This window comes from Streptomyces sp. NPDC056835, assembly GCF_042789485.1.
Taxonomy (GTDB): Bacteria; Actinomycetota; Actinomycetes; order Streptomycetales; family Streptomycetaceae; genus Streptomyces.
Map to the genome: position 1 here is coordinate 203,819 of NZ_JBHUBB010000013.1, position 24,373 is coordinate 228,191.

24 protein-coding genes and 1 riboswitch are annotated in these 24,373 nt (G+C 71.3%); of the genes, 11 read left to right on the forward strand and 13 right to left on the reverse strand.

Annotation, left to right across the window (positions count from 1 at the left end; translation table 11 throughout):
* Positions 1-27 precede the first annotated feature (27 nt).
* Together ACFRMN_RS17635 and ACFRMN_RS17640 are read left to right on the forward strand one after the other, a co-directional pair.
* A complete protein-coding gene (locus ACFRMN_RS17635; RefSeq protein WP_383020046.1) occupies positions 28-636 on the forward strand; it encodes a TetR/AcrR family transcriptional regulator in 609 nt (202 codons plus the stop codon).
* Between the two features lie 390 nt (positions 637-1,026).
* Positions 1,027-2,532, forward strand: coding sequence for a phytoene desaturase family protein (locus tag ACFRMN_RS17640; protein WP_383020048.1), 1,506 nt, complete (start codon positions 1,027-1,029; stop codon positions 2,530-2,532).
* A gap of 133 nt (positions 2,533-2,665) precedes the next feature.
* On the opposite strand, the gene ACFRMN_RS17645 is transcribed toward ACFRMN_RS17640, so the two are convergent.
* The 5 genes from ACFRMN_RS17645 to ACFRMN_RS17665 all read right to left on the reverse strand — a co-directional run bounded on the left by ACFRMN_RS17645 (position 2,666) and on the right by ACFRMN_RS17665 (position 7,294).
* Positions 2,666-3,631: a hypothetical protein gene (locus tag ACFRMN_RS17645; protein ID WP_383020050.1), complete on the reverse strand. Its 966-nt coding sequence runs from the start codon at positions 3,629-3,631 to the stop codon at positions 2,666-2,668.
* Positions 3,632-3,682: 51 nt separating this feature from the next.
* Positions 3,683-4,600, reverse strand: coding sequence for a methylenetetrahydrofolate reductase [NAD(P)H] (gene metF / locus ACFRMN_RS17650; protein WP_383020052.1), 918 nt, complete (start codon positions 4,598-4,600; stop codon positions 3,683-3,685).
* Positions 4,601-4,714: 114 nt separating this feature from the next.
* On the reverse strand, positions 4,715-5,395 hold the full coding sequence (thiE, locus tag ACFRMN_RS17655) for a thiamine phosphate synthase (protein WP_383020054.1): 681 nt from the start codon (positions 5,393-5,395) through the stop codon (positions 4,715-4,717).
* 98 nt (positions 5,396-5,493) lie between these two features.
* On the reverse strand, positions 5,494-5,859 hold the full coding sequence (locus ACFRMN_RS17660; RefSeq protein WP_365742402.1) for an Rv2175c family DNA-binding protein: 366 nt from the start codon (positions 5,857-5,859) through the stop codon (positions 5,494-5,496).
* Positions 5,860-6,037: 178 nt separating this feature from the next.
* Entirely contained in the window at positions 6,038-7,294 is a 1,257-nt protein-coding gene (locus ACFRMN_RS17665; protein ID WP_383020056.1) for an NAD(P)/FAD-dependent oxidoreductase, read from the reverse strand.
* Between the two features lie 111 nt (positions 7,295-7,405).
* A riboswitch (TPP riboswitch) is annotated at positions 7,406-7,519 on the forward strand.
* Between ACFRMN_RS17665 and thiO the strand changes: the two genes are divergently transcribed.
* From thiO to ACFRMN_RS17690, 5 genes are all read left to right on the forward strand, one after another.
* The gene (gene thiO, locus ACFRMN_RS17670) at positions 7,517-8,716 is read left to right on the forward strand and encodes a glycine oxidase ThiO (RefSeq protein ID WP_383020058.1); all 1,200 of its coding nucleotides are present in this window, start codon (positions 7,517-7,519) and stop codon (positions 8,714-8,716) included. Its footprint overlaps the riboswitch before it by 3 nt.
* The gene (gene thiS / locus ACFRMN_RS17675) at positions 8,713-8,913 is read left to right on the forward strand and encodes a sulfur carrier protein ThiS (RefSeq protein WP_383020060.1); all 201 of its coding nucleotides are present in this window, start codon (positions 8,713-8,715) and stop codon (positions 8,911-8,913) included. The genes thiO and thiS overlap by 4 nt, the downstream gene beginning before the upstream one ends.
* Positions 8,914-8,916: 3 nt before the next feature.
* Positions 8,917-9,711 (forward strand): thiazole synthase, encoded by a 795-nt coding sequence (locus ACFRMN_RS17680; protein ID WP_383020062.1) that lies wholly within the window; start codon positions 8,917-8,919, stop codon positions 9,709-9,711.
* 415 nt (positions 9,712-10,126) lie between these two features.
* Positions 10,127-12,034, forward strand: a complete 1,908-nt coding sequence (gene pknB, locus ACFRMN_RS17685) for a Stk1 family PASTA domain-containing Ser/Thr kinase (RefSeq protein ID WP_383020064.1) — start codon at positions 10,127-10,129, stop codon at positions 12,032-12,034.
* Positions 12,035-12,039: 5 nt separating this feature from the next.
* Positions 12,040-12,894: a deoxyribonuclease IV gene (locus ACFRMN_RS17690; protein WP_383020066.1), complete on the forward strand. Its 855-nt coding sequence runs from the start codon at positions 12,040-12,042 to the stop codon at positions 12,892-12,894.
* A gap of 2 nt (positions 12,895-12,896) precedes the next feature.
* Here ACFRMN_RS17690 and ACFRMN_RS17695 read toward each other — a convergent pair whose 3' ends face one another.
* Positions 12,897-13,529, reverse strand: a complete 633-nt coding sequence (locus ACFRMN_RS17695) for a sulfite oxidase-like oxidoreductase (RefSeq protein WP_383020068.1) — start codon at positions 13,527-13,529, stop codon at positions 12,897-12,899.
* A gap of 155 nt (positions 13,530-13,684) precedes the next feature.
* On the opposite strand from ACFRMN_RS17695, the gene bfr reads away from it, so the two are divergent.
* The gene (bfr, locus tag ACFRMN_RS17700; protein ID WP_383020070.1) at positions 13,685-14,164 is read left to right on the forward strand and encodes a bacterioferritin; all 480 of its coding nucleotides are present in this window, start codon (positions 13,685-13,687) and stop codon (positions 14,162-14,164) included.
* Positions 14,165-14,187: 23 nt separating this feature from the next.
* Here the strand turns inward: bfr and ACFRMN_RS17705 are convergent, their stop codons facing one another.
* Positions 14,188-14,406: a bacterioferritin-associated ferredoxin gene (locus ACFRMN_RS17705; protein ID WP_383020072.1), complete on the reverse strand. Its 219-nt coding sequence runs from the start codon at positions 14,404-14,406 to the stop codon at positions 14,188-14,190.
* A 169-nt stretch (positions 14,407-14,575) separates the two neighbouring features.
* On the reverse strand, positions 14,576-15,928 hold the full coding sequence (locus tag ACFRMN_RS17710) for a class II 3-deoxy-7-phosphoheptulonate synthase (protein WP_383020075.1): 1,353 nt from the start codon (positions 15,926-15,928) through the stop codon (positions 14,576-14,578).
* A 274-nt stretch (positions 15,929-16,202) separates the two neighbouring features.
* On the opposite strand from ACFRMN_RS17710, the gene ACFRMN_RS17715 reads away from it, so the two are divergent.
* Positions 16,203-18,116 (forward strand): anthranilate synthase family protein, encoded by a 1,914-nt coding sequence (locus ACFRMN_RS17715; RefSeq protein ID WP_383020077.1) that lies wholly within the window; start codon positions 16,203-16,205, stop codon positions 18,114-18,116.
* A 63-nt stretch (positions 18,117-18,179) separates the two neighbouring features.
* Here ACFRMN_RS17715 and ACFRMN_RS17720 read toward each other — a convergent pair whose 3' ends face one another.
* The 4 genes from ACFRMN_RS17720 to ACFRMN_RS17735 all read right to left on the reverse strand — a co-directional run bounded on the left by ACFRMN_RS17720 (position 18,180) and on the right by ACFRMN_RS17735 (position 21,987).
* Positions 18,180-19,208: a 6-phosphofructokinase gene (locus tag ACFRMN_RS17720; RefSeq protein ID WP_383020080.1), complete on the reverse strand. Its 1,029-nt coding sequence runs from the start codon at positions 19,206-19,208 to the stop codon at positions 18,180-18,182.
* A 146-nt stretch (positions 19,209-19,354) separates the two neighbouring features.
* Positions 19,355-20,029, reverse strand: a complete 675-nt coding sequence (locus tag ACFRMN_RS17725) for a response regulator (protein WP_383020083.1) — start codon at positions 20,027-20,029, stop codon at positions 19,355-19,357.
* Positions 20,026-21,207: a MacS family sensor histidine kinase gene (gene macS / locus ACFRMN_RS17730; RefSeq protein ID WP_383020086.1), complete on the reverse strand. Its 1,182-nt coding sequence runs from the start codon at positions 21,205-21,207 to the stop codon at positions 20,026-20,028. The genes ACFRMN_RS17725 and macS overlap by 4 nt, the downstream gene beginning before the upstream one ends.
* Before the next feature lie 81 nt (positions 21,208-21,288).
* The gene (locus ACFRMN_RS17735) at positions 21,289-21,987 is read right to left on the reverse strand and encodes a lysophospholipid acyltransferase family protein (RefSeq protein WP_383020089.1); all 699 of its coding nucleotides are present in this window, start codon (positions 21,985-21,987) and stop codon (positions 21,289-21,291) included.
* Positions 21,988-22,150: 163 nt separating this feature from the next.
* Between ACFRMN_RS17735 and ACFRMN_RS17740 the strand changes: the two genes are divergently transcribed.
* Positions 22,151-22,930 carry an alpha/beta hydrolase gene (locus tag ACFRMN_RS17740; RefSeq protein ID WP_383020092.1) on the forward strand — a complete coding sequence of 260 codons (780 nt, stop codon included), beginning with the start codon at positions 22,151-22,153 and terminating at the stop codon, positions 22,928-22,930.
* Positions 22,839-23,552 (forward strand): hypothetical protein, encoded by a 714-nt coding sequence (locus ACFRMN_RS17745; RefSeq protein WP_383020095.1) that lies wholly within the window; start codon positions 22,839-22,841, stop codon positions 23,550-23,552. The genes ACFRMN_RS17740 and ACFRMN_RS17745 overlap by 92 nt, the downstream gene beginning before the upstream one ends.
* 31 nt (positions 23,553-23,583) lie before the next feature.
* On the opposite strand, the gene ACFRMN_RS17750 is transcribed toward ACFRMN_RS17745, so the two are convergent.
* Positions 23,584-24,336 carry an endonuclease/exonuclease/phosphatase family protein gene (locus tag ACFRMN_RS17750; RefSeq protein ID WP_383020097.1) on the reverse strand — a complete coding sequence of 251 codons (753 nt, stop codon included), beginning with the start codon at positions 24,334-24,336 and terminating at the stop codon, positions 23,584-23,586.
* Positions 24,337-24,373: the final 37 nt, after the last annotated feature.

The window sequence follows — 24,373 nt, forward strand, 5'->3', positions numbered from 1 at the left end:
CACGGGGGACCTGTGACAATCGTCGCCATGGACAGCAGCAGCACCCGCCGTCAGGCCACTCGGCAGAAACTCTACGAGGCCGCGGTGACCCTCATCGCGGAACAGGGCTTCTCGGCGACGACAGTGGACGAGATCGCCGAGCGCGCCGGAGTCGCCAAGGGCACGGTCTACTACAACTTCAAGAGCAAGACGGAGCTTTTCGAGGAGCTGCTGCGGCACGGCGTCGGGCTGCTCGCCTCGTCCCTGCGGACCGCCGCCGACACCACGGCGGAGCGCGGCGGCAGCAGGATCGAGGCGCTGGACGCGATGATCGGGGCCGGACTGGTCTTCATCGACCGCTATCCCGCCTTCACCCAGCTGTACGTCGCCGAGCTGTGGCGGACCAACCGGGCCTGGCAGTCGACGCTGTTGGTGGTACGTCAGGAGGCCGTCGCCGTCGTCGAGAGCGTGCTCCGGGAGGCCGTCGAGGGCGGTGAGCTGAGCGACGAGATCGACGTTCCGCTGACGGCGGCGGCGCTCGTCGGGATGGTGCTCGTGGCGGCGCTCGACTGGCAGGCGTTCCAGCCGGAGCGGTCGATGGACGAGGTGCACGCGGCGCTGTCGCGGCTGTTGCACGGCCGGGTCGGCGGGCGCTGAGGCCGGCACATAGGCACAGGCACGCGTACGCGAGTGCGCCGGTCCGGTGAGGCTCGATCCCCCTGAGCCTCACCGGACCGGCGCGTTCCCCCGTACCCCGTTCCCCGTTCCCCGTGATGCCGGAGAGCCCGCTTCCCCGTGATCCCCCGTGGTCACTGGGCTCCCCGTCTGCACCCCCGTTACGGCAGGGGAGCCGCGCCGTTCCGCCGCCCCGTGTCGGCGGTGCCGGCGCCGCGCCCCTTCCGTGGTCCCCACTCTTCCGTCCGCGCAGGTCGGAGCCCATCCGCGTGCCTACTCATCTCCCCCACTAGGTACCGGTACTCAGTCCTGCGTACTCCCGCCCAGCACGGGCGGCGACCGGCGCTCCCCCGGCGCTCTAAAATCGCTGCCATGGCACGGATTGCGGTGATCGGCGCCGGGATGGGCGCCATGGCGGCGGCTGCCCGGCTGGCGGTGGCGGGGCAGCGGGTGACGGTGTACGAACGCGCCGCGACGTACGGCGGGTCGGTGGGCCGGTTCGAGCGGGACGGGTTCGTCTTCGACACCGGGCCCGGTCTGCTGCATCTGCCGGCCGTCTACCGCGATCTGTTCGTCAAGACCGGTAAGGAGCCACTGGAGAGCCGCGTCCGGCTCGGCCAGGTGGATCCGGCGAGCCGGCATGTCTTCGCCGACGGTACCGACGTACGGCTGCCCAACGCGTCGCGCGGCGGGGTGGTGTCCGCCCTGGACGCGGCGCTGGGCGCGGGCGCCGGGGAGCGCTGGGGGGAGTTCCTGGGCCGCGCCCGGGACGCCTGGGACCGCTCGCGCCGACCGCTGCTGGAGGAGCCGTTGTGGGCGGACTGGCGGGTGCTCGGGCGCGATCCGTATCCGGCCGTACGGCGGCGACGGCTGCTCCGCGGCGCCCGGCAGGCCACGACGGTCGAGGAGATCGGCGCCTGGGAGCTGGCCGACCCTCGGCTGGCCGCGCTGCTGGACGGTTACGCCCTGTCGTACGGGCTCGACCCGCGGCACGCCCCGGCGAGCGCCGCCCTGCTGCCGTATCTGGAGCAGACCTTCGGCAGCTGGTATGTCGGGGGCGGGATGCGGGAATTGGCCCGCGCGGTGTACGAACGGTGCCTGGCCCGCCGGGTGGAGTTCGTCTTCGGCGCCGAGGTGACCCGGATCGTAGAGAAGGACGGCGCGGCGACAGGCATCGAGCTGGCGGACGGCTCGGTCGCGGAGGCCGACCATGTGGTGGCGGGAATCGCGCCCGGCCCTCTCGTGGAGTGGCGGCTCGACGCGGACGGTGACGTACGGCCATCGGGTATCGACGCCACGCCGCCCGGTCGGTTCACCGTGCTGCTGGCGCTGCGCGGCGCCCGTGACCCCGGCGCCGCGCACCGGACGGTGGTGCACTCCCCCGACGGGTGCGCCGAGGCGGCCGAGGTCTTCGCGGGCCGGACCGCGGCGCGGCCCACGGTCACGGTGCTGCGACCCGACGACGCGGCGACGCGCCCCGACGACGGCCACGAGGCGGTCACGCTCACCGCGACGGTGGCCCCGCACGGCCCGGTCGACTGGTCCGACGCCGCGCTGCGCGAGCGGTACGCCGATGTGCTGGTGGCGGCTGCCGGGGCGGCCGTGCCGGAGATCGCGGGACGGATCGTCTGGCGCGAGGTGCTTACCCCGGCCGATACGGCGGCGCTGACGGGGGCCGCGGGCGGTTCCGTACCGGCGCCCGCGCTGGCCGGGGCCGAGGGCCGGCTGCTGCGTCCCGCGAACCCCACCCGGCTGTCCGGGCTGTACCGCGCGGGGGGCTGGGCGCATCCGGGCGGCGGACTCGCGCACGCCGGGATGTCGGGGGCGCTGGTCGCCGGACTGATCGTCGAGGGGGCGGACTTCCGCGGCTCCCAGTGAGCCACGGACTCCCATTGAGCCACGCGCACCGCCACCGCCACCGCGTCCGCGTCCGCTCGGTCAACAACTGCCCTGTCGGCGGGTAATCCTGACGAGTCGTCAGTGCGGGTGCGGGTGCGGGTGCGGGTCCGTCTCAGTATCGGTATTGCTGCTCGTTGTAGTCGGGGTCCGGGTAGCCCTGCCGACGCGGCTCTTCGTGGGGTACCGGCGGGAACTGCTCCCCGTCGCGGTCGCGCTGCTGCGGGACCCATACGCCGCCGGGCGGGGTGTCGCCGCCGTACTGCTGCTGGCCGCCGTACGGGTCGGCGTACTGCTGCTGGCCGCCGAAGCTGTCGTACGAGCCGTACTGCTGGCCGCTGCCGGCCGAGCCGGTGTACGGGTCGGTGTACGCGGCGTACTGCTGCTGTCCCGCGTCGTAGCCGTACTGCTGCGCGTAGACGTCCTGGCCGGGATACATGTCCTGGTCGGAGTGGTAGGCGTCCTGGGGGACGTAGCCGTCGTGGCCCGCCGGCTGCTGCTGTCCGTACCCCGGATACGCGTCATATCCGCCGCCGTACTCATGCGCGCCGGCGCCGGCCCCGGCCGCCGCGCCCGCGCCGGTGTCCGCGTGGGGCTGCCGCTGACGGGCCTCACGGGCCGCGTCGTCGTATATCCCGTACTGCCCGGTGTCATCGGGCAGCGGCTCCGGCTCGTACACCGCGGTGTCCGGCGCGGGCGGTTCCGCCGGCCCGTACGCGGCCGGCTCGTACTCCACCGGCTCGTACTCCAGGTCCGAGACCTCAAGCGCGGGCTCGCGCTCCTCCGCCTGCTGGCTCCCGGCCTTGCGGCGGCGGCTCGCACCCGGGCTGCCGCCTATCGCCCAACCCGTCGAGAAGCCGCGGCGGAAGGACAACGTCACATACGTCTGGCCGACCGCGAAGGCGACCGCGCCCAGCGCGATGACGAATATGGAGGGGATCAGTACACCGAGGACGACACCCATGAACCCGGTGAAGGCGAGCAGTCGCCAGCGCAGCCGCGCCTTGTACTGGAGCAGCACCTCGCCGAGCAGCCACAACGCGACGATGCCGAACGCGATGTAGAGGACCGTCCAGCCCATGCCCGCCCCTCTCCTAGGCCCACCGCCCCGGGACAGGGCGGGTACGACCGGTCACGACTGCTCGTGCAGTCCGAGATTCTCGTAGATTTCGAGCGTCGCCGTGGAGTTGTTGAGCGTGATGAAGTGCAAGCCGGGGACACCCTCGGAGAGCAGTTCGGCACAGAACTCCGTAGCGAACTCGATGCCAATGGAGCGTACAGCGGCGGGATCCTCCTTGACCGAGAGGATCCGCTCTTTCAGCTCGGGCGGGAAGACCGCGGTGGAGAGCTGCGGCAATCGCTCCAGCATCTTCACACTGGTGACCGGCATAATTTCCGGAATGATCGGCGTCTCGCAACCGGCGGTGGCGACGCGGTCGCGCAGCCGAAGATAGCCCTCGGTGTCGAAGAACATCTGCGTGATCGCGTAATCGGCGCCCGCGCGGCACTTGGCGACGAAGTGACTGACGTCGGTGTCCCAGTCGGTGGAGCGCGGATGCATCTCGGGGAAGGCCGCCACTCCGACACAGAAGTCCCCGGACTCTTTGATCAGGCTGACCAGTTCGGCGGCGTAGCGCACACCGTCGGGGTGCTTGATCCACTCGCCCATGGGGTCGCCGGGCGGATCCCCGCGTACGGCGAGGATGTTACGGATCCCGGCGTCGGCGTACTGCCCGACCATGTTGCGCAGTTCGGCGACGGACTGGCCGACGGCCGTGAGGTGCGCGACCGGTGTGAGCGTGGTGTCGGCGGCGATCCGCTCCGTGGCCCTGACCGTGCCCGCGCGGGTGGAGCCGCCCGCGCCATAGGTCACGGAGACGAAGCTGGGGGCGACCGCCTCGATCCGGCGCAGTGCGTTCCAGAGGTTCCGCTCGCCCTTCTCCGTCTTGGGCGCCCAGAACTCGAACGAGAACGAAGTCTTGCCGGTCGCGAGCAGATCACGCACGGTCAGCGCGTGATCCGATCTGGTCGAAGCTGTGCCTAGGGCCATATGTGCAGGTTATCGAGGGCGTGGCGGTCCCCCAACCGGAGGGAGGGGTTTTGCCTGGATTGCCGGTTAGGTCCTGTGCGGCGCGCTGTCGTCGCGCGTACGCCGCACCGCCGTTCATACGGCACGGTCCCGCACGCGCTTCGCCAGGGCCGCGGTCGCCGCCGCCGGGTCGTCGGCCTCGGTGATCGCCCGTACGACGACGACCCTGCGCGCACCGGCGTCAAGCACCTCGTCGAGATTGGCCGCGTCGATCCCGCCGATCGCGAACCACGGCCGCTCCGTGGCGCGGGACGCGGCGTACCGCACCAGACCGAGCCCCGGCGCGTGGCGGCCCGGCTTGGTGGGGGTGGGCCAGCAGGGGCCCGTACAGAAATAGTCCACACCGGGCTCGGCGACCGCCGCGTCCACCTCGGCCTCGGCATGGGTGGAACGGCCGATCAGCGGGGCGTCCCCGAGGATCGCGCGCGCGGCGGGGACGGGCAGATCGCCCTGTCCCAGATGCAGCACGTCCGAGCCGATGGCGTGGGCCACATCGGCGCGGTCGTTCACGGCGAGGAGCCGGCCGTGCCGACGGCAGGCGTCCGCGAAGATCCGGAGATGGTCCAGCTCCTCGGCCGCCTCCATGCCCTTGTCGCGCAACTGCACGATGTCCACGCCCGACGCGAGCACCGCGTCAAGGAACTCGGGGAGATCGCCCTGCCTCTTGCGGGCGTCCGTACACAGATAGAGCCGGGCGTCGGACAGCGACGCGGAAGCCGCGGACCCGGAAGCCGTGGACGCGGAAGCCGTGGACATGGAAGATCCCCCCGTGGTGTTGGGTCGGCGGTGCACGGCGGCCGACGCGCGACCGGACGGTCGAACGGGGCCACCGGGCACCGCGGATGGTGATGTCGTCAGACGGCGAGCGCCTGGGCCCGGCGCTTCACCTCCGTGCCGCGATTCTCACTGAGCGCCTGCGCGGGCGTGCCCGGCAGCGTGGGGTCGGGGGTGAAGAGCCACTCAAGCATCTCTTCGTCGGTGAAGCTGTCGTCCCTCAGGAGCGTCAAGGTGCCCGCGAGGCCCTTGACGACCTTGTTGCCGTCGATGAAGGCGGCGGGCACCTGGAGCGTCCTGTTCTCGCCGCGGCGCACCGCGATCAGCTGGCCTTCCTTCACCAGCTGCCGCACACGCGTCACCTCGACATCGAGCTTTTCCGCGATGTCGGGCAGGTGGAGCCAGGCGGGGACGAGAGCATCGATCTTTGCGTCAATCTCGGTCACAAGGACAAGCGTGCCATCCCGGACTGACAGACGGTAGCCGAGGAGCCCCAATCGGGCCGCCGCCCCGGAGGGGCCGGGAAGCCCCCGGCGGGGTGGGGAGCCCCGGAGGGCCGGAAGCCCCGGGCGGGGTTGGGGAGCCCCGGGCGGGGTTGGAGCCCCGGGCCGGGTCCCGCCGGGGTCAGAGCGCGGCCTTGCGCAGCGGTAGGGACGGGTCCGCGGTCCGCGCCGGGTCCAGCCGCGCGCCCGCCTCGATCAGCTTGCGCCCCTGGGCCAGATCCCGGGGCCTGCCGACGGCCAGCAGCGCGGTCGGCGTGCCGTCCCGCAGCCACACCACCGACCAGGCGCTCTCGGCCGGATCGCCGCGCCACACCAGGGTGTCGCCGGCCTCGTGGTGGCCCGCGTACTGCACGAAGCGGCCGAACTGCTCCGACCAGAAGTACGGCACGGGGTCGTAGACCTCGTCGGTCTCGCCGACCACCTGCGCGGCGACCGTACGCGGCCCCTGAAGGGCGTTGTCCCAGTGATGTACGAGCAGTCGCTCTCCGTAACGGGCCGAGGGGAACGAGGCGCAGTCCCCGACCGCGTACACCTCGGGCAGCGAGGTCCGCAGCCGCTCGTCCGCCACGATGGCGCCGTCCGGTCCCAGCTCGATCCCCGATCCGGCCAGCCAGCCCGTCGCGGGCCGCGCGCCGATGCCCACGACCACCGCGTCGGCGTCCAGCCGCCGGCCGTCCGCGAGGATCACCGCGCCCGGTTCGACACCGGCCACCGGGGCGTCCGTCAGCAGTTCGGCCCCGCTCTCCGCGTACCAGCCGGTCAGGGGCGCGGCGACCTCGGCGGGCAGGACGCCCGCGAGCGGCCGGTCGGCGGCCTCGACGACAGTCACGGCGCAGCCCGCCTCCCGGGCGGCCGTGGTGAACTCCGCGCCGATCCACCCGGCGCCGACGACCACGACCCGCTGTCGCCGGCCGAGTACCGGACGCAGCCGTTCCGCGTCGTCCAGCGTGCGCAGCAGATGGACCCCGGGCAGCGACTCGGTGCCCGGCAGGTTGACCGGCTCCGCGCCGGTCGCGATGACCAGCACGTCGTACGGGACTGGCCCGCGCGCGGTGTCCAGTTCGCGTGCGCCGGAGCGCAGTCCGGTGACATCGAGGCCGAGCCTGAGCCGGACGGACAGCGCCGCGAAGTCGATGTCGAAGGCCGAGCTCTCGGCCTTGCCCAACAGGACCGCCTTGGAGAGCGGGGGCCGGTCGTACGGCGGATGCGGCTCGGCGCCGAGCACCGTGACCGGGCCGCCGAAGCCCTTCTCCCGCAGGGCCACCGCGGTCTGCACCCCCGCCATGCCCGCGCCGACGATGACCACCCGCGGCTGTGCGGCCGGACCGGGCTCCTGCTGTCCCTGCTGTCCCTGCTGTCCCTGCTGTCGCTCGCTCACCCGATCACCTTAGAGGCCACGCACACAGCTGGGGCGGCGCCCACGGCGATCGCTCCCTTACGGTGATCGCTCCCTTACAGCGCGCGGAACGGAGCGTTAGTCTGGCTTTCGACACTACCTCGCGGGAGTCCGGACGCACCGGGCTGAGAGGGAGGCTGAGGCGGCCTCCGACCGTACGAACCTGATCCGGGTCATGCCGGCGAAGGGAGGGGCTGGACGCCCATGCAGTCACCCCATCAAGGAACCACTACGGGCTCCGACGTCCTCGTCATCGGGGGCGGGCTGATCGGCCTGGTCACCGCCTGGCGGGCGGCGCAGCGCGGGCTGCGTACCGCCGTCACCGACCCCGATCCGGGCGGCGGCGCGGCGCGGGTCGCGGCGGGGATGCTCGCCGCCGTCACCGAACTCCACCACGGCGAGGAGACGTTGCTCGGCCTCAACCTCGCCTCCGCCGCGCGCTACCCCGGCTTCGTCGCCGAACTGGAGGCGGCGAGCGGACGGGACACCGGCTATCGCGCCTGCGGCACCCTCGCCGTCGCCCTCGACACCGACGACCGCGCGCAGTTGCGCGAGCTGCACGACCTCCAGCAGCGCTCGGGGCTGACGTCCCAGTGGCTCACGGGCCGCGAGTGCCGGCGCCTGGAGCCGATGCTCGCGCCGGGCGTGCGCGGCGGTCTGCGGGTCGACGGCGACCATCAGATCGACCCCCGCCGGCTGGCCGCGGCCCTGCTGACCGCGTGCGAACGGGCCGGGGTGGTGTTCCACCGCGCCCACGCCGACCGGCTCTCCGTCGTACGCGACCGGGCCACCGGCGCCGTCCTGGCCGACGGCCGCGCGCTCACCGCGGACCAGGTGGTCCTGGCGGGCGGCAGCCTCAGCGGCCGGCTCGGGGGCGTACCGGCCGACGCGCTGCCGCCCGTACGGCCCGTCAAGGGCCAGGTCCTGCGGCTGACCGTGCCGCGTACCCACGCGCCCTTCCTCTCCAGGACGGTACGGGCCGTGGTGCGCGGCAGCCACGTCTATCTGGTGCCGCGCGAGAACGGTGAACTGGTCGTCGGCGCCACCAGCGAGGAACTCGGCTGGGACACCACGGTCACGGCGGGCGGGGTGTACGAACTGCTGCGGGACGCGCACGAACTCGTCCCCGGCATCACGGAACTGCCGCTCACGGAAACCCTCGCCGGGCTGCGCCCCGGCTCCCCGGACAACGCCCCCCTGCTCGGACCCACCGCGCTGCCGGGGCTGTCCCTGGCCACCGGCCACCACCGCAACGGGGTGCTGCTCACACCCGTCACCGGCGACGCGATGGCCGCGGTGCTGACGACCGGTGAACTGCCCCCGGAGGCCCGCGCCTTCTCCCCGTCGCGTTTCTCCTCGCGCCCCTCGCCCGTCGCGGCCATCCCTCAGGAGCAGCCCGTATGAACATCTCCGTGAACGGCGAGCCGTACGAGCTCGCGCCCGCCACCACCCTCGACGTCGTGGTCGCCGCGCTCACCGCCGCGCCCTCGGGCGTCGCCGCGGCCGTCAACGAGACGGTGGTCCCGCGCACCCGCTGGTCCGGCACACCACTCAGCGACGGCGACCGGGTCGAGGTCCTCACCGCCGTCCAGGGGGGCTGAACCATGGCCGACGATCCGCTGACCATCGGCTCCACCACGTTCGCCTCCCGGCTGATCATGGGCACGGGCGGCGCGCCCAGCCTCGACGTGCTGGAACGGTCCCTGGTCGCCTCCGGCACCGAGCTCACCACGGTCGCGATGCGCCGCCTCGACCCCACGGTGCACGGCTCCGTCCTGTCCGTACTCGCCTCGCTGGGCATCCGGGCGCTGCCCAACACGGCGGGCTGCTTCACCGCCGGTGAGGCGGTACTCACGGCGCGGCTCGCCCGTGAGGCGCTGGGTACGGACTGGATCAAGCTGGAGGTCGTCGCGGACGAGCGCACGCTGCTGCCCGACCCCATCGAACTGCTCGACGCGGCGGAGACCCTGGTCGACGACGGCTTCACGGTGCTGCCGTACACCAACGACGATCCCGTGCTCGCCGCGAAGCTGGAGGACGTGGGGTGCGCGGCGATCATGCCGCTCGGCTCGCCGATCGGCTCCGGGCTCGGCATCCGCAACCCGCACAACTTCGAGCTGATCGTGGAGCGGGCGCGGGTGCCGGTGATCCTGGACGCGGGGGCGGGTACGGCGTCGGACGCGGCGCTGGCGATGGAGCTGGGGTGCGCGGCGGTGATGCTGGCGTCGGCGGTGACGCGGGCGCGGGAGCCGGTGCTGATGGCGGAGGCGATGCGGTACGCGGTGTCGGCGGGGCGGCTGGCGTGGCGGGCGGGGCGGATGCCGCGGCGGCGGATCGCGTGGGCGTCGTCGCCGGTGGAGGGGGTGGCGTCGCTGGACCCGGAGAGGCCGGCGTTCTGAGCGGCGGGGTGCGCCGTCCGGCGGGGGTGCGCCTCCGGCGGGGGTGCGGGGTGCGCCGTCCGGCGGGGGTGCGGGTGCGGGTGCGTGCGTCGTGGTGCGGGTGCGCCGTCGTGGTGCCGGGGCCTGCGGAGGTGCGTGTCCGGACTGCGCTGCGATCGATTTGCGACTCCGTCGCGTGGTCACCGCGCTTCGCGCGTGCTGCGACGCTTTACGTCCGGACACGCACCTCCTCCGACCCCGACCCCCTCCCCCCGGTGGTCCCGGCCATTCGCCACCCTGGCTGGGGGTCGGGGGTGGGTGCGGCCCGGTGGGCCCGGCCATTCGCCGTCCTGGCGGGGAGCGCCACCCGGCAACAGGCCAACGCACCCCCTGACCACGCCCCCGCCGGGGACGCACCGCTCGTAGACTCGGGCGCGTGGATACGACCCTCAAGGACCCCATCGTCGGCCGCGTGCTCGACGGCCGCTACCGCGTGGACGCGCGGATCGCTGTCGGCGGTATGGCCACGGTCTACCGGGCCGTCGACACCCGGCTCGACCGGGTCCTCGCCCTCAAGGTGATGCACCCCGCCCTCGCCGCCGACGCCACCTTCGTCGAGCGCTTCATCCGTGAGGCCAAGTCGGTGGCCCGGCTGGCGCATCCCAATGTCGTCGCGGTCTTCGACCAGGGCGCCGAGGGCGCGTATGTCTATCTGGCGATGGAGTACGTCGCGGGGTGCACGCTGCGCGATGTCGTGCGGGAGCGCGGGGCGCTTCGGCCCCGGGCCGCGCTGGACATTCTGGAGCCGGTGCTGGCCGCGCTGGGGGCCGCGCACCGCGCGGGGTTCGTGCACCGGGACATGAAGCCGGAGAACGTGCTGATAGGGGACGACGGCCGGGTCAAGGTCGCCGACTTCGGACTCGTGCGGGCCGTGGGCGATGTCACGAACACCACCGGGAGCGTCCTCGGCACGGTGTCCTATCTGGCGCCGGAGCAGATCGAGGACGGCACGTCCGACACCCGCGTCGATGTGTACGCCTGCGGGGTCGTCCTCCACGAGATGCTGACCGGTACGAAGCCGCACGGCGGGGACACCCCCGCGCAGGTGCTCTACCGGCATCTCAACGAGGACGTGCCCGCGCCGTCGGCCGCCGTGCCGGGGCTCGCCGTCGAGCTGGACGAGCTGGTCGCGGCGGCGACCGCCCGTAACCCCGAGGTGAGGCCTGTCGACGCGGTGGCGCTGCTCGCGATGACGCGGGAGGCACGGGCCGCGCTGACCGACGCGCAGTTGGACGCCGTACCGCCGCGGGCCAGGCCCGAGCCCGAGGACGGGGTCGATGCCACCAGCCGTACGACGGTGATTCCCCGCATCCGGCCCGTCGAGGAGGCGAAGAACGGGACGCCGAACCGCACCAGCCGACTGGAGACGGCGCCCCCGACCGGCCGCCGCCCGGTCATGCCGCGCCGGGGCGTCGTCGCGGCGGTGGTCGCCGTGCTGCTGGTGCTCGGTATCGGTACGGGTGTCTGGTACATCAACTCCGGGCAGTTCACACGGGTCCCCTCGCTGCTCGGCCAGAGCGAGCAGGAGGCCAGGAAGCGGCTTGCGGACGCGGGGCTGGAGGTGAAGGTCACCAGGGACTTCAGCGACTCCTTCGACCGCGGCACGGTCATGGGCAGCGACCCCGAGCCCCGCGCGCGTATCCGCGGCAATGGCTCGGTGACGGTCGTGATCTCGCGCGGCCCGGAGATCGTCAAGGTGCCGGATCTGGAGAGCATGCCGCTGGGCGAGGCCCGGCGGGCGCTGAAGAAGGTGGGGCTGGCGGCCGGGGTCGTCACGCGGGAGTTCGACGACAACATCCAGCAGGGCGCCGTGATCGGTTCGACCCCGGTGTCCGGGACCGAGGTACGGCCCGATTCCGGGGTCGCGCTCGTGGTGAGCAAGGGCAGCCCGGTCGACGTCCCCGATGTGACCGGTGAGTCCGTGCAGGACGCCACCGAGGAGCTGGAAGGCGAAGGGCTCAAGGTGAAGGTCGCGGCCGAGCGCGTGAACTCCGACGAGGACGCGGGATCGGTCGCCCGGCAGTCCGCGGCCGAGGGTGCCCAGCTGGCGCGGGGCGATACGGTCACGCTGACGGTCTCGAAGGGGCCGCGGATGATCTCCGTACCCGATGTCACCGGCAAGAAGACCGAGGAGGCCAAGCGGCTGCTGGAAGAAGCGGGCTTCGAGGTCACCGTGGACCGGGGCTTCCCCTTCCTGGGGGACACCGTGGACAAGCAGTCGGTCGAGGGCGGCCAGGAGGCCCCCGAGGGCGGCACCATCACCATCACGACCAAGGGACTCTAGGAACCATGCGCAACCCTGTCGGCGGCCATGTCCCCGTGGCCGGCGGCCTCGCCTCGACCGGCCTGGCCTACGCGCGTGAGCTGGGCGCCGAGACCGTCCAGGTATTCGTGGCCAATCCTCGCGGCTGGGCGACCCCGCCGGGCAATCCGGCGCAGGACGAGCAGTTCCGCGCGCGGTGCGCGGCGGAGGGGATCCCGGCGTATGTGCACGCGCCGTATCTGATCAACTTCGGTTCGCACACGGAGGCGACCGCCGAGAAGTCGGTGGAGTCCCTGCGGCACAGCCTGCGCCGGGGCCGGGAGATCGGCGCGCTGGGCGTGGTCGTGCATACGGGCTCGGCGACCGGCGGGCGGCACCGCGAGGTGGCGCTCGCGCAGGTACGCGAGCGAATGCTGCCGCTTCTCGACGAGCTGACCCATGACGACGATCCGTTCCTGCTGCTGGAGTCGACCGCGGGGCAGGGCTTCTCGCTCTGCTCAAGAACCTGGGACTTCGGACCGTACTTCGAGGCGCTCGACGCCCACCCCAAGCTGGGGATCTGTCTGGACACCTGCCACATCTTCGCGGCCGGGCACGATCTGGCGGGACCGCACGGGATGCGGCAGACGCTGGATCTGCTGGTGGACACGGTCGGTGAGGGGCGGCTGAGGCTGATCCACGCCAATGACTCCAAGGATGTGGCGGGCGCGCACAAGGACCGGCACGAGAACATCGGCGCGGGACACATAGGCGAGGAGCCGTTCCGTGAGCTGTTCTCGCATCCGGCGACCGAGAACGTTCCGCTGGTGATCGAGACACCGGGCGGCAAGGAGGGGCACGCGGCGGATGTGGCGCGGCTGAAGAAGCTGCGCGACGGCTGAGGCTACAGCTCGGGTCCGTCCCCCGGGACCTCCTGGTAGGAGTAGCGCTGCTCGGCCCAGGGGTCGCCGACGTTGTGATAGCCGCGTTCCTCCCAGAAGCCGCGGCGGTCGGCGGTCATGTACTCCACGCCCCGGACCCACTTGGGCCCCTTCCAGGCGTACAGATGCGGTACGACGAGGCGCACGGGGAAGCCGTGCTCGGCGGTGAGCAGTTCACCGTCCTTGTGGGTCGCGAATATCGTGCGGTCCGAGAGGAAGTCGGAGAGCCGCAGATTGGAACTGAAGCCGTACTCGGCCCAGACCATGACATGGGTGACGCTCGGCGCGGGCGGTGAGAGTTCCACGACCGTACGGGCGGGGACGCCGCCCCATTCGGCCCCCACCATGCTGAACTTCGTGACGCAGTGCAGATCGCCCACGACCGTGGAGAACGGCAGTGCCGAGAACTCCTCGTGATTCCAGCAGTGCTTGTCGCCGTCGGCGGTGGCGCCGAAGACCCGGAACTCCCAGCGTTCCTGCCGGAATTTCGGTACGGGCCCGTAATGGGTCACCGGCCAGCCGCGCTGCAGACGCTGGCCCGGTGGTAGCTCGGACTGTTCCGGCGCTTGACGTTCCCGGCTTTCCGGCTGACCCATGCCTTCCATGGTGACAGACCGCGAGGGGTGGTCATGACCAGGCCCGGAACCAATCGGGCAAACAGTGCTAAGCATGCACTTACTGGACGGCCCTCGGTGACGATGCGAGGATGCGCGCATTCTGCCCCGTCACACGCCTGGAAGGAGCCTCTGCGATGCAGGGCGACCCCGAGGTCATCGAATTCCTCAATGAGCAGCTGACCGCCGAACTGACCGCCATCAATCAATACTTCCTGCACAGCAAAATGCAGGAGAACAACGGGTGGACCAAGCTGGCGAAATACACCAGGGCCGAGTCGTTCGACGAGATGAGGCACGCCGAGCTGCTCACCGACCGGCTGCTCTTTCTGGAGGGGCTGCCGAACTACCAGCGGCTTTTCCATGTGCGGGTCGGGCAGACGGTGACCGAGATGTTCAGTGCGGACCTGGAGGTCGAGGTCGAGGCCGTCGACCGGCTGAAGCGCGGAATCGAAGTCATGCGGGGGAAGGCCGACCACACCTCGAAGCGGATCTTCGAATCGATCCTCAAGGACGAGGAGCACCATATCGACTATCTCGAAACCCAGCTGGAGCTGATCGAGAAGCTTGGCGAGCCGCTCTATATCTCCCAGCAGATCAAGCAGCCCGACGGTTAGGGCCGCGACCGGGCGGACAGGACCTAAGCGGCGTTCCGCAGGGCCGGCGGGGCCGTGCTCTCTTCCGCGTCGAGCCGGGGGCAGCCGCCACGGCCGAGAAGGGACTGGATACGGCGTACGCACGATCCGCAGTCGGTGCCGGCCTTGCTGACCGACGCTATCCGGCGGGGGGTGCACGCCCCGGCGGCCGCGTGTTCCTTGACCTGTGTTTCGGTGATGCCGAAGCACGAGCAGACGTACACGCGGTTCACCTCCCGGAGGGGTCGCTGGTTCGGGCCACCCCGTATTCGAGGTGAGGCTAACCTAACCTTACCTGCCACTCCGGCAACGCGAAAGCCCGGGAAACACCGATGGGGCACGGATCACATCGATCCGTGCCCCATCGTGGCGTTCCGTCCCGCTCCGGCGTTCCTACTGGTCGCGGTACATCTCGGCGACCAGGAAGGCCAGGTCGAGCGACTGGCTGCGATTGAGTCGCGGGTCGCAGGCCGTCTCGTAGCGCTGGTGCAGATCGTCGACGAAGATCTCGTCGCCGCCGCCCACGCATTCTGTGACATCGTCGCCGGTCAGCTCCACATGGATGCCGCCCGGGTGGGTGCCGAGGCCCTTGTGGACCTCGAAGAAGCCCTTGACCTCGTCGAGCACATCGTCGAAGCGGCGGGTCTTGTGGCCGGAGGCCGCCTCGAAGGTGTTGCCGTGCATCGGGTCGGTCACCCACGCCACCGTGGCACCGGAGGCCGTGACCTTCTCGACCAGCTCGGGGAGCTTGTCCCTGACCTTGTCGGCGCCCATCCGGACGATGAAGGTCAGCCGGCCGGGCTCGCGGTCGGGGTCGAGCCGGTCGATGTAGGTGAGTGCTTCATCGACCGTCGTCGTCGGACCGAGCTTGATCCCGATCGGGTTGTTGATCTTCGAGGCGAACTCGATGTGCGCGCCGTCCAGCTGGCGGGTGCGCTCACCGATCCAGACCATGTGGCCGGAGACGTCGTACAGCCGGCCGGTACGGGAGTCGATCCGGGTCAGCGCCGACTCGTAGTCCAGCAGCAGCGCCTCGTGCGAGGAGAAGAACTCGACCGTGCGGAATTCCGCCGGGTCGGTGCCGGCGGCCTTCATGAAGTTCAGCGCGTTGTCGATCTCGCGGGCGAGCTGCTCGTAACGCTGGCCCGACGGGGACGACTTCACGAAGTCCTGGTTCCAGGCGTGGACCTGGCGCAGATCGGCGTAGCCGCCGGTGGTGAAGGCGCGGACCAGATTGAGGGTGGCGGCGGACGCGTGGTACATCCGCTTGAGCCGCTCGGGGTCCGGGATCCGGGCCTTCTCGTTGAAGTCGAACCCGTTGACGGAGTCGCCGCGGTACGTCGGCAGCGTCACGCCGTCGCGGGTCTCGGTGCCCTTGGAGCGCGGCTTCGAGTACTGCCCGGCGATCCGGCCGACCTTCACCACCGGCACGGACGCCGCGTAGGTGAGGACGGCGCCCATCTGGAGAAGCGTCTTCAGCTTGTTGCGGATGTGATCCGCGGAGACGGCGTCGAACGCCTCGGCGCAGTCGCCGCCCTGGAGCAGGAACGCCTCGCCCTTGGCGACGGCTCCCATCCGGGCGCGCAGCTGGTCGCACTCGCCCGCGAAGACGAGCGGAGGATAGGACTCCAGCTCGGCGACGACCTCGCGCAGGGCTTCCTGGTCCGGATACTCCGGCTGCTGGGCAGCGGGAAGATCTTGCCAGGAGGGCACGTGGGCGGCGGGGTTCTCAGCGTTCACTGTCACGCGCTCCAGATTACGTGGTCGCGGGCTGTGGTACAGGCGGCGCTCACAGTGTGGAACGGGGGGCTCGGGGGACGGATGCGCTAGGGTTCCGCCCATGTTCGCGCTTTCGAATCAGACCTGGTGGTGGACCGCTCGTTCGGCGGCCCACTGATTCACGCGCGCACCACGAATCGCGAAGGCCGCCCGAGGGGCGGCCTTCAGTGTTTTCCGGGTCCGGGGTTCGGACCGGAGAAGCGGGCCGTTCCTCCCCCTCCACTCGGAAGGAACACCGCAGATGACCGACGGAACACCCCGGACGCTCGTCGCCCGACTCCTGGACGACGACTGCCCGCCCTTCGCCCTGCTCCGCCGCCGCACGCCCGGCCGGGACCACGGCGTCGTGGAGCTGCTGATCGGAGCCGTACACGAGGCCGACCGGCTGGCCGAGCTGCCGGACGGCGCGGCCGGGCCCTCACTCGCGCTGGTGCCGTTCCGGCAGATCAGGGAGCGCGGCTTCGACGTACGGGACGACGGGACCCCGCTGGCCGTGCTGGTCGCGGACGAGACATACGAACTGCCGCTCGCGGAGCTGGTGGCCCGGCTGCCCGCCCATGACGTACGGGTCGAGGACGGCGCGTTCGACCTGGACGACGAGCGGTACGCGCAGATCGTACGGCGGGTGATCGAGGACGAGATCGGACAGGGTGAAGGCGCGAACTTCGTCATCCGGCGGACCTTCGAGGGCCGTATCCCCGGTTTCGGCCGGGCCGACGCGCTCGCCCTCTTCCGGCGGCTGCTCGCCGGTGAGCGCGGCGCGTACTGGACGTTCCTCGTCCACACCGGCGAACGCACCCTGGTCGGCGCCGGCCCCGAGGTCCATGTCCGGATGAGCGGCGGGACCGTCGTGATGAACCCGATCAGCGGGACCTTCCGCTATCCGCCGCAGGGCCCGTCCCCGGAAGCGCTGCTGGAGTTCCTGGGTGACCGCAAGGAGACGGAGGAGCTCTCCATGGTCGTCGACGAGGAGCTGAAGATGATGTGCACGGTCGGCGACCGGGGCGGGGTGGTGATCGGCCCCCGGCTCAAGGAGATGGCCCATCTCGCGCACACCGAGTACGAGTTGCGCGGCCGGTCCTCGCTCGATGTGCGCGAGGTGCTGAGGGAGACGATGTTCGCGGCGACGGTCACCGGCTCGCCGGTGCAGAACGCGTGCCGGGTCATCGAACGGCATGAGGCGGGCGGTCGCGGCTACTACGGGGGCGCGCTCGCGCTCATCGGGCGGGACGCCGGCGGGGCCCAGACCCTCGACTCCCCCATCCTGATCCGTACCGCCGACATCGACCGCGACGGCGGGCTGCGGGTGCCGGTCGGGGCGACGCTCGTACGTCATTCGCGCCCGGAGAGCGAGGTCGCCGAGACCCACGCCAAGGCGGCGGGGGTACTGGCGGCCCTCGGCGTACGGCCGGGCCGGCCGCGCGAGGAGTCCGCGCGCCCGCGGCTCGCCGACGACCCGAGGGTCCGGGCCGCACTGGACGCGCGGCGCGCGGACCTCGCGCCGTTCTGGCTGAGGATGGGGGCCGCGTCCGCGACGCTCACCGGGCACGCGCTGGTCATCGACGGCGAGGACACCTTCACCGCGATGCTGGCGCATGTGCTGCGCTCGTCAGGTCTGGAGGTGACGGTGCGGCGCTACGACGAGCCGGGGCTGCGCGCGGGTGCGCTCGCGCACGAGGGGCCGGTGGTGCTGGGGCCCGGACCGGGTGATCCGGCGGATATGACGGATCCCAGGATGCGTCTGCTGCGCGGGCTGGCGGCCGACCTGATCCGGGAGCGGCGCAACGGGCTGCTCGGGGTCTGTCTCGGGCATGAGCTGATCGCGGCCGAGCTGGGCCTGGAGACCGTACGCAAGCGGGTGCCGTACCAGGGCGCGCAGACCCGGATCGATCTGTTCGGGCGGGAGGAGACGGTCGGCTTCTACAACAGTTTCACCGCGCGCTGCGACGACGCGGCGGCGGAGGAGTTGGCGGCGCACGGGGTGGAGGTCAGCCGGGACGAGGAGAGCGGGGAGGTGTACGGGCTGAGGGGCGGTGGTTTCGCCTCGGTGCAGTTCCATCCGGAGTCGGTGCTGACGCTGAACGGTCCGGACGTGGTGGCGGGACTGCTCGCGGGGGCGATGGCCTCCGGGCGGGGGGTCGTGGACGTGGGGTGAGGCGTGGTGGGGGCCGTGGCCGGGACGGGACGCGCGCCACGGCCCCCCGCGGGCGAACGGAGATCAGCCGAAGAAGACGCCGGCCTCTTCGTACAGCTCCGGCCTGACCGTTTTGAGCTGGGCCGTGGCCTCGGCGATCGGGACGCGGATGATGTCCGTGCCGCGCAGGGCGACCATCATGCCGTAGTCGCCGTCGCGTACCGCCTCGATCGCGTGCAGGCCGAAACGGGTGGCCAGCCAGCGGTCGAAGGCGCTCGGGGTGCCGCCCCGTTGTACGTGGCCGAGCACCGTCGTCCTGGCCTCCTTGCCGGTGCGCCGCTCGATCTCCTTGGCCAGCCATTCGCCGACGCCGGACAGCCGGACATGGCCGAAGGAGTCCAGCGTGCCGTCCTTGAGGACCAGGTCGCCGTCCTTCGGCATCGCGCCCTCCGCGACGACGACGATCGGGGCGTACGACGCCTTGAACCGGGAGGTCACCCAGGCGCAGACCTGGTCGACGTCGAAGCGCTGCTCCGGTATGAGGATGACGTTCGCGCCGCCGGCCAGACCCGAGTGCAGGGCGATCCAGCCCGCGTGACGGCCCATCACCTCGCAGACCAGGACACGCATATGGGATTCGGCGGTGGTGTGCAGCCGGTCGATGGCCTCGGTGGCGATGCCGACCGCGGTGTCGAAGCCGAAGGTGTAGTCGGTGGCCGAGAGATCGTTGTCGATGGTCTTGGGTACGCCGACGCAGGGGATGCCATGGGTGTCGGAGAGCTGGGCCGCCACCCCGAGGGTGTCCTCGCCGCCGATCACGATCAGCGCGTCGACGCCGTGCGCGGCGAGGGTTTCCCTGATGCGGCGGACGCCGTCCTCGGCCTTGAGGGGGTTGGTGCGTGAGGAGCCGAGGATGGTGCCGCCGCGAGGCAGGATGCCGCGTACCGCGGGTATGTCGAGCCGTATCGTGTCGTCGTCCAGCGGTCCTCGCCAGCCGTCCCTGAACCCGGTGAACTCATAGCCGTATTCCTGGACACCCTTGCGTACGATGCCGCGGATGACCGCGTTGAGCCCGGGACAGTCGCCGCCCCCGGTCAGTACTCCGACGCGCATGGAAAACACTCCCCTTCGCCATCGATCGGGTACCCGGGCCACAGGAAGGGTGACTCAGGTCACTCCGGCATGGTGCGCAGGGTCAATAGCGTTGCACCAGAGGGCGGATGGAGGCTTGTGCGGGGATTCTCCGGGGGCGGGCCGGCTCAGATGTCGTCGAGGCCGCGTTCGATGGCGTAGCGCACCAGCTCGACGCGGTTGTGGAGCTGGAGCTTGCCGAGGGTGTTCTGCACATGGTTCTGCACGGTGCGGTGCGAGATGACCAGGCGTTCGGCGATCTGTTTGTACGAGAGGCCCTTGGCGACCAGCCGCAGCACTTCGGTCTCGCGCTCGGTCAGTTCGGGCGCCTTGGGTTCGTCGGGAGCGGCGGGCGCGGGCTCGGAGGCGAGTCTGCGGTACTCACCGAGCACCAGGCCCGCGAGGCCGGGGGTGAAGACCGGGTCGCCGACGGCGGTGCGGTGTACGGCGTCGATCAGGTCTTCCGTACGGGCCGACTTGAGCAGATAGCCGGTGGCGCCGGACTTCACCGCCTCCAGCACATCGGCGTGCTCGCCGCTGGCGGAGAGCACCAGGACGCGGAGTCCGGGATGGGAGCCGACCAGCTCCTTGCAGACCTGAACGCCCGGCATACCGGGCAGATTGAGATCGAGGACGAGCACCCGCGGGGTGGTGGCCCGCGCGCGGCGCACCGCCTGCGGGCCGTCCTCGGCGGTCGCGACCACGTCGAAGCCGGCCGCCTCCAGATCGCGGGCGACGGCGTCACGCCACATCGGGTGGTCGTCGACCACCATCACCCTGATCGGGTCGGTCTGTTCGCTCATTTCCGGGTCCCTCCCCGTGGAACCTTCAACTCGACTTCCGTGCCCTGTCCCGGCACCGAGATCAGCTCGGCCGTGCCGCCCAGGTCCCGCAGCCGGCCGCGGATCGAGAGGGCGACGCCGAGCCGGCCCTCCCCCTCGGCCTGGGCGAGCCGGCCTTCCGGTATGCCGGGGCCGTCGTCCCGTACGGTCACGATCACTTGGTCCGGCCACTCCTCGACCAGGATCCAGGCGTGGGCCTCGGTACCCGCGTGTGCGTGGACATTGTCCAGGGCGGCACTGACAGCGGCCGCCAGCTCCTTGGCGGCGGACCGCGGCAGCAGTACCGGAGCGCCCGGTTCCGAGAAGGTGACGCGTGAACCGGCGTACGGCGCGAGGAGCGTGCGCAGGTCGCACGGCTCGTCGTCCCGCCCGTCCGTATGGACCGCCGTGTCCTCGGACGCGCGGGAGGCGGGCACCAGGCCGCTGGAGACCAGGGTGCGCAGGGCGATCTCCTGCTCCCCCGCCAGCCGGCCCAGTTCGGCGGCCTCACCGCCCAGCGCCGTACCGCGCCGCTGCACCATCGCGAGTACCTGGAGCACGCTGTCGTGGATGTCACGGGCCAGCCGCTCGCGCTCCCGCGTCGCGGCCTCGATCTCCAGGGCGCGGGCGAGGGTACGTTCGGAGGCGCGGGCGACCTCGACGACGTATCCGATGGCGATGGAGGCGACCCAGACGAGCAGGACATTGTGGAGGGTGTCCCGGCTCGGGTGCGCGCGCTCGACGAGGTTGGCGACGGCGACGACGGAGGAGGCGACCGCGGCCCAGCGCCAGCCGCCCTTGATGGCGAAGGCGAGGACCGAGCCCGCGGCCCATATCGACGGCAGGGTGGGACCGTCGATCTGCTGGGCGTTGGTGTCGGCGAGCGGGGTGAGCAGGATGCCGGTGACCGCGACGGTCAGATCGGCGACCAGGAAGCGCTTGGTGCAGCTGACGGCGTTCGCCACTCTGGGCAGCGTGGCGAGGGTCCATACGGCCAGGAACCCGAGGAAACAGGCGGCGACCCAAGGGCGTTCGAACCGCTCGCGCTCGTAGAAGAAGATCAGGACCGCGTAGACCATGGTCAGTACGCGGTACGCGGTCAGCGCGCGCCACAGCGGCTGCTCCACGGACATCCGTACGACGCGCTCGCGCCTGGCCACTCGCCCCCCTTTGTTCCTCCCGCGGCCCGTTCGCCCCCGGCCCGCTCCCCGCCGGTGCGGCTCACTCCCCGCTTGTGCGGCTCACTCCCCGCCGGTGCCCGCCGCCTTCTCCGCTTCCGCGAGTTGGCGCTTGGCCGCCGTCGCGTAGATGTCGACATACTCCTGGCCCGAGAGCTTCATGATCTCGTACATCACCTGGTCGGTGACCGAACGCAGGATGAACCGGTCGCCCTCCATGCCCTGATAGCGGGTGAAGTCCAGCTGCTTGCCGATCCTGATCCCCGGGCGCATCAGCTTCGGGACGACCTTGCCGGGCGGCTGGATCTTCTCCGTGTCGATCATGGCGACCGGGATGACGGGAGCGCCGGAGGCGAGCGCCACGCGCGCGAGGCCGCCGGGCTTGCCGCGGTAGAGACGGCCGTCGGGCGAGCGGGTGCCCTCCGGGTAGATACCGAAGAGTTCACCGTTGGCCAGGACCTTGATACCGCTCTGGATCGCGGCCTCGCCCGCGCCGCGCGCGCCCGAGCGGTCAACCGGCAGCTGTCCCACGCCCTTGAAGAAGGCGGCGGTGAGCTTGCCCTTCACCCCGGGCGAGGTGAAGTACTCGGCCTTGGCGATGAAGGTGACCTTGCGGTCGAGCACGGCCGGGAGGAAGAACGAGTCCGAGAACGAGAGATGGTTGCTCGCGAGGATCGCCGGCCCTTCGGCGGGAATGTTCTCCAGGCCCTCCACCCAGGGCCTGAAGGCAAGCTTCAGCGACCCTCCGATGGAGAACTTCATGGCGCCGTAGATCAACTCGAATGCCTCCTGTGTGCTGTCGCACCGACCTTAACCCGTGGGGCCCCCGCGCTCTCCTTCATGGGTGCCCGACGGATCTGGTCGGTGTCGGTCCGGTCGCGTACGGTGAAGTACATCGTCCGATCCTCACGAACAGGAGAACCCGGTGCCGGTCCTTCCCGGAGCCGAGCCGTACCGCCATGAGGGCGGCGAGGTCGGCGTCCTTCTCTGTCATGGATTCACCGGTTCCCCGCAGTCGCTGCGCCCCTGGGCCGGGTATCTGGCCGAGCGCGGGCTGACCGTATCGCTGCCGCTGCTCCCCGGGCACGGCACCAGCTGGCAGGACATGCAGGTCACCGGCTGGCAGGACTGGTACGCGGAGGTGGACCGGGCGCTGCGGGAGCTGCTGGAGCGGTGTGCCCAGGTCTTCGTCGCCGGGCTGTCGATGGGAGGGGCGCTGGCGCTGCGGCTGGCGGCCAAGCACGGCCCGGAGGTCAGCGGGGTCGTGGTGGTCAACCCCGGGATCAAGGTGCATGGAGCGGCGGCGTACGCGCTGCCGGTGATCCGTCATCTGGTTCCGACGACCAGGGGTCTGACGAGCGACATCGCCAAGGAGGGTGTCCGGGAGCTGGGTTACGACCGGGTGCCGCTGCACGCCGCGCACTCGCTGCGGAATTTCTTCCGGCTGGTGGACACGGCGCTGCCACAGGTCACCCAGCCGTTGCTGCTGCTGCACAGCCCCCAGGACCATGTGGTGCCGCCGGCCGACTCGGCCAGGATCCTGTCCCGGGTCTCGTCGCTGGATGTCCGTGAGGTCATGCTGGAACAGAGCTACCACGTGGCGACGTTGGACCATGACGCGGAGCGGATTTTCGAGGAGAGTCACGCGTTCATCGGCCGGCTCGCTCCGAGTGTCGGGAAGAAGGGGAGCACCACCGGTGGCTGAGCATGACGCGGACCGCGAGCCGCAGCCGATCGACGAGGACGCGGCCTGGGCGGCGATCGTGGCCGGATACGGCGAGGAGCCGGCGGATCCGCCGGGCGCCAAGCCGTTCAAGTCGGTGGACGATCAGGCCCTGCTGGAGAGCGAGCGGAACAGTACGGGCCCGAGGGGCGAGCCGGAGTCCGCTGCTCCGGACAAGACGCTGGGCAAGCCCCCCGAGAAGAAGCCGGAGAAGAAGGCCGAGAAGGAGCCGGATCCGGACGCCGGGGACGGGAAGCCCACGCTGGGCGGTTCGGTGGTCTTCGCGCCCGGCGTCGGCGGGCCGCGCGACTACCAGCTGGACGAGCCGCGGGAGGACGACCTCGACGAGAGCGACGAGGGCCATTTCGTCCCGCCGGAGCCGCCGGAGCTGCCGGAGTCCGACGCGACGGCCAGATTCGCCTGGCTCGCGGTGATCGGCGGCCCCGTGCTGATGCTGGTCGCCGTGCTGCTGCGGTGGGACATGACGTGGTGGCTGAGCACGATCTGCATCGGCGGCTTCCTGGGCGGTTTCGTCACATTGGTGGCGCGGATGAAGCAGGACGACGACGAGAGCGACGACCCGGGGCGCGGCGCGGTGGTCTGACGGGACCCGACGGGCGCGGCGGTTCAGGAGTTCAGGACGCCGGTACGCGAAGGGCGGCCAGCACCGGAAGGTGATCCGTGGCCGCCCTCAGGTCCGCCTCGTCGAGGCCGGGCAGATCGCGTGGCACCCCGCAGCCGAGCACCTCGACGCCGTGTGTGGCGAAGATCGCGTCGATGCGCTGACGGGGGTGCTCGGCGGGCGAGGTGTACTCGTCCCCCCAGGGCGCGACGGCCCAGCAGTCCTGGAGTTCACCGGCCAGCAGCCGGAAACCACGGCCCGTGGGGCGGTCGTTGAGATCTCCGGCGACGATCGTGTGCGGCACGTCCATGGCCTTGAGCCGGTCGAGCGCCATCCCCGCCTGCGCGTGGCGCTCATCGGCCCGGAGGCTCAGATGGCAGCTGAGCAGCCCGATCCGGGCGCCCGCGATCCGTACCACCGCCGTCGCGAATCCCCGCCGGTGGAGGCCCGGGGTGAGCGGCAGCAGGATGTCCTCCGTCCGCTCGACCGTGGCGCGCAGTGAGCAGAGCAGCAGCGGTCCCGCCGCGGTGGCGCCGCCGCTCAGCACCACGAGATCGGTGTGCGCCGCCAGCCAGGCCGCGCGTTTGCGCCAGCGGAAGAACCGCGGCGCCTCCTGGACGAGGACCAGATCGGGCGCACAGGCCCTGATCACCCGGGCCAGCGCCTCGTTGTCGTCGCGCATCGACCGGATGTTGTAGCTGAGCACCCGGATCACCGCCGAACCATCCGGCTCGGTACGGGAGTCGGGCAGCGTGGGCATCGCCATGCCACCAAGATATCGGCGGGCGGGACGGCCGTACGCG

What these genes read in the sequence shown, in the direction of transcription:
- ACFRMN_RS17635 (WP_383020046.1), top strand. Translation starts at nt 28, where the DNA reads ATGGACAGCAGCAGCACCCGCCGTCAGGCCACTCGGCAGAAACTCTAC.
- ACFRMN_RS17640 (WP_383020048.1), top strand. Translation starts at nt 1,027, where the DNA reads ATGGCACGGATTGCGGTGATCGGCGCCGGGATGGGCGCCATGGCGGCG.
- ACFRMN_RS17645 (WP_383020050.1), bottom strand. Translation starts at nt 3,631, where the DNA reads ATGGGCTGGACGGTCCTCTACATCGCGTTCGGCATCGTCGCGTTGTGG.
- metF (WP_383020052.1), bottom strand. Translation starts at nt 4,600, where the DNA reads ATGGCCCTAGGCACAGCTTCGACCAGATCGGATCACGCGCTGACCGTG.
- thiE (WP_383020054.1), bottom strand. Translation starts at nt 5,395, where the DNA reads ATGTCCACGGCTTCCGCGTCCACGGCTTCCGGGTCCGCGGCTTCCGCG.
- thiO (WP_383020058.1), top strand. Translation starts at nt 7,517, where the DNA reads ATGCAGTCACCCCATCAAGGAACCACTACGGGCTCCGACGTCCTCGTC.
- thiS (WP_383020060.1), top strand. Translation starts at nt 8,713, where the DNA reads ATGAACATCTCCGTGAACGGCGAGCCGTACGAGCTCGCGCCCGCCACC.
- ACFRMN_RS17680 (WP_383020062.1), top strand. Translation starts at nt 8,917, where the DNA reads ATGGCCGACGATCCGCTGACCATCGGCTCCACCACGTTCGCCTCCCGG.
- ACFRMN_RS17690 (WP_383020066.1), top strand. Translation starts at nt 12,040, where the DNA reads ATGCGCAACCCTGTCGGCGGCCATGTCCCCGTGGCCGGCGGCCTCGCC.
- ACFRMN_RS17695 (WP_383020068.1), bottom strand. Translation starts at nt 13,529, where the DNA reads ATGGGTCAGCCGGAAAGCCGGGAACGTCAAGCGCCGGAACAGTCCGAG.
- bfr (WP_383020070.1), top strand. Translation starts at nt 13,685, where the DNA reads ATGCAGGGCGACCCCGAGGTCATCGAATTCCTCAATGAGCAGCTGACC.
- ACFRMN_RS17715 (WP_383020077.1), top strand. Translation starts at nt 16,203, where the DNA reads ATGACCGACGGAACACCCCGGACGCTCGTCGCCCGACTCCTGGACGAC.
- ACFRMN_RS17720 (WP_383020080.1), bottom strand. Translation starts at nt 19,208, where the DNA reads ATGCGCGTCGGAGTACTGACCGGGGGCGGCGACTGTCCCGGGCTCAAC.
- ACFRMN_RS17725 (WP_383020083.1), bottom strand. Translation starts at nt 20,029, where the DNA reads ATGAGCGAACAGACCGACCCGATCAGGGTGATGGTGGTCGACGACCAC.
- ACFRMN_RS17735 (WP_383020089.1), bottom strand. Translation starts at nt 21,987, where the DNA reads ATGAAGTTCTCCATCGGAGGGTCGCTGAAGCTTGCCTTCAGGCCCTGG.
- ACFRMN_RS17745 (WP_383020095.1), top strand. Translation starts at nt 22,839, where the DNA reads ATGACGCGGAGCGGATTTTCGAGGAGAGTCACGCGTTCATCGGCCGGC.
- ACFRMN_RS17750 (WP_383020097.1), bottom strand. Translation starts at nt 24,336, where the DNA reads ATGGCGATGCCCACGCTGCCCGACTCCCGTACCGAGCCGGATGGTTCG.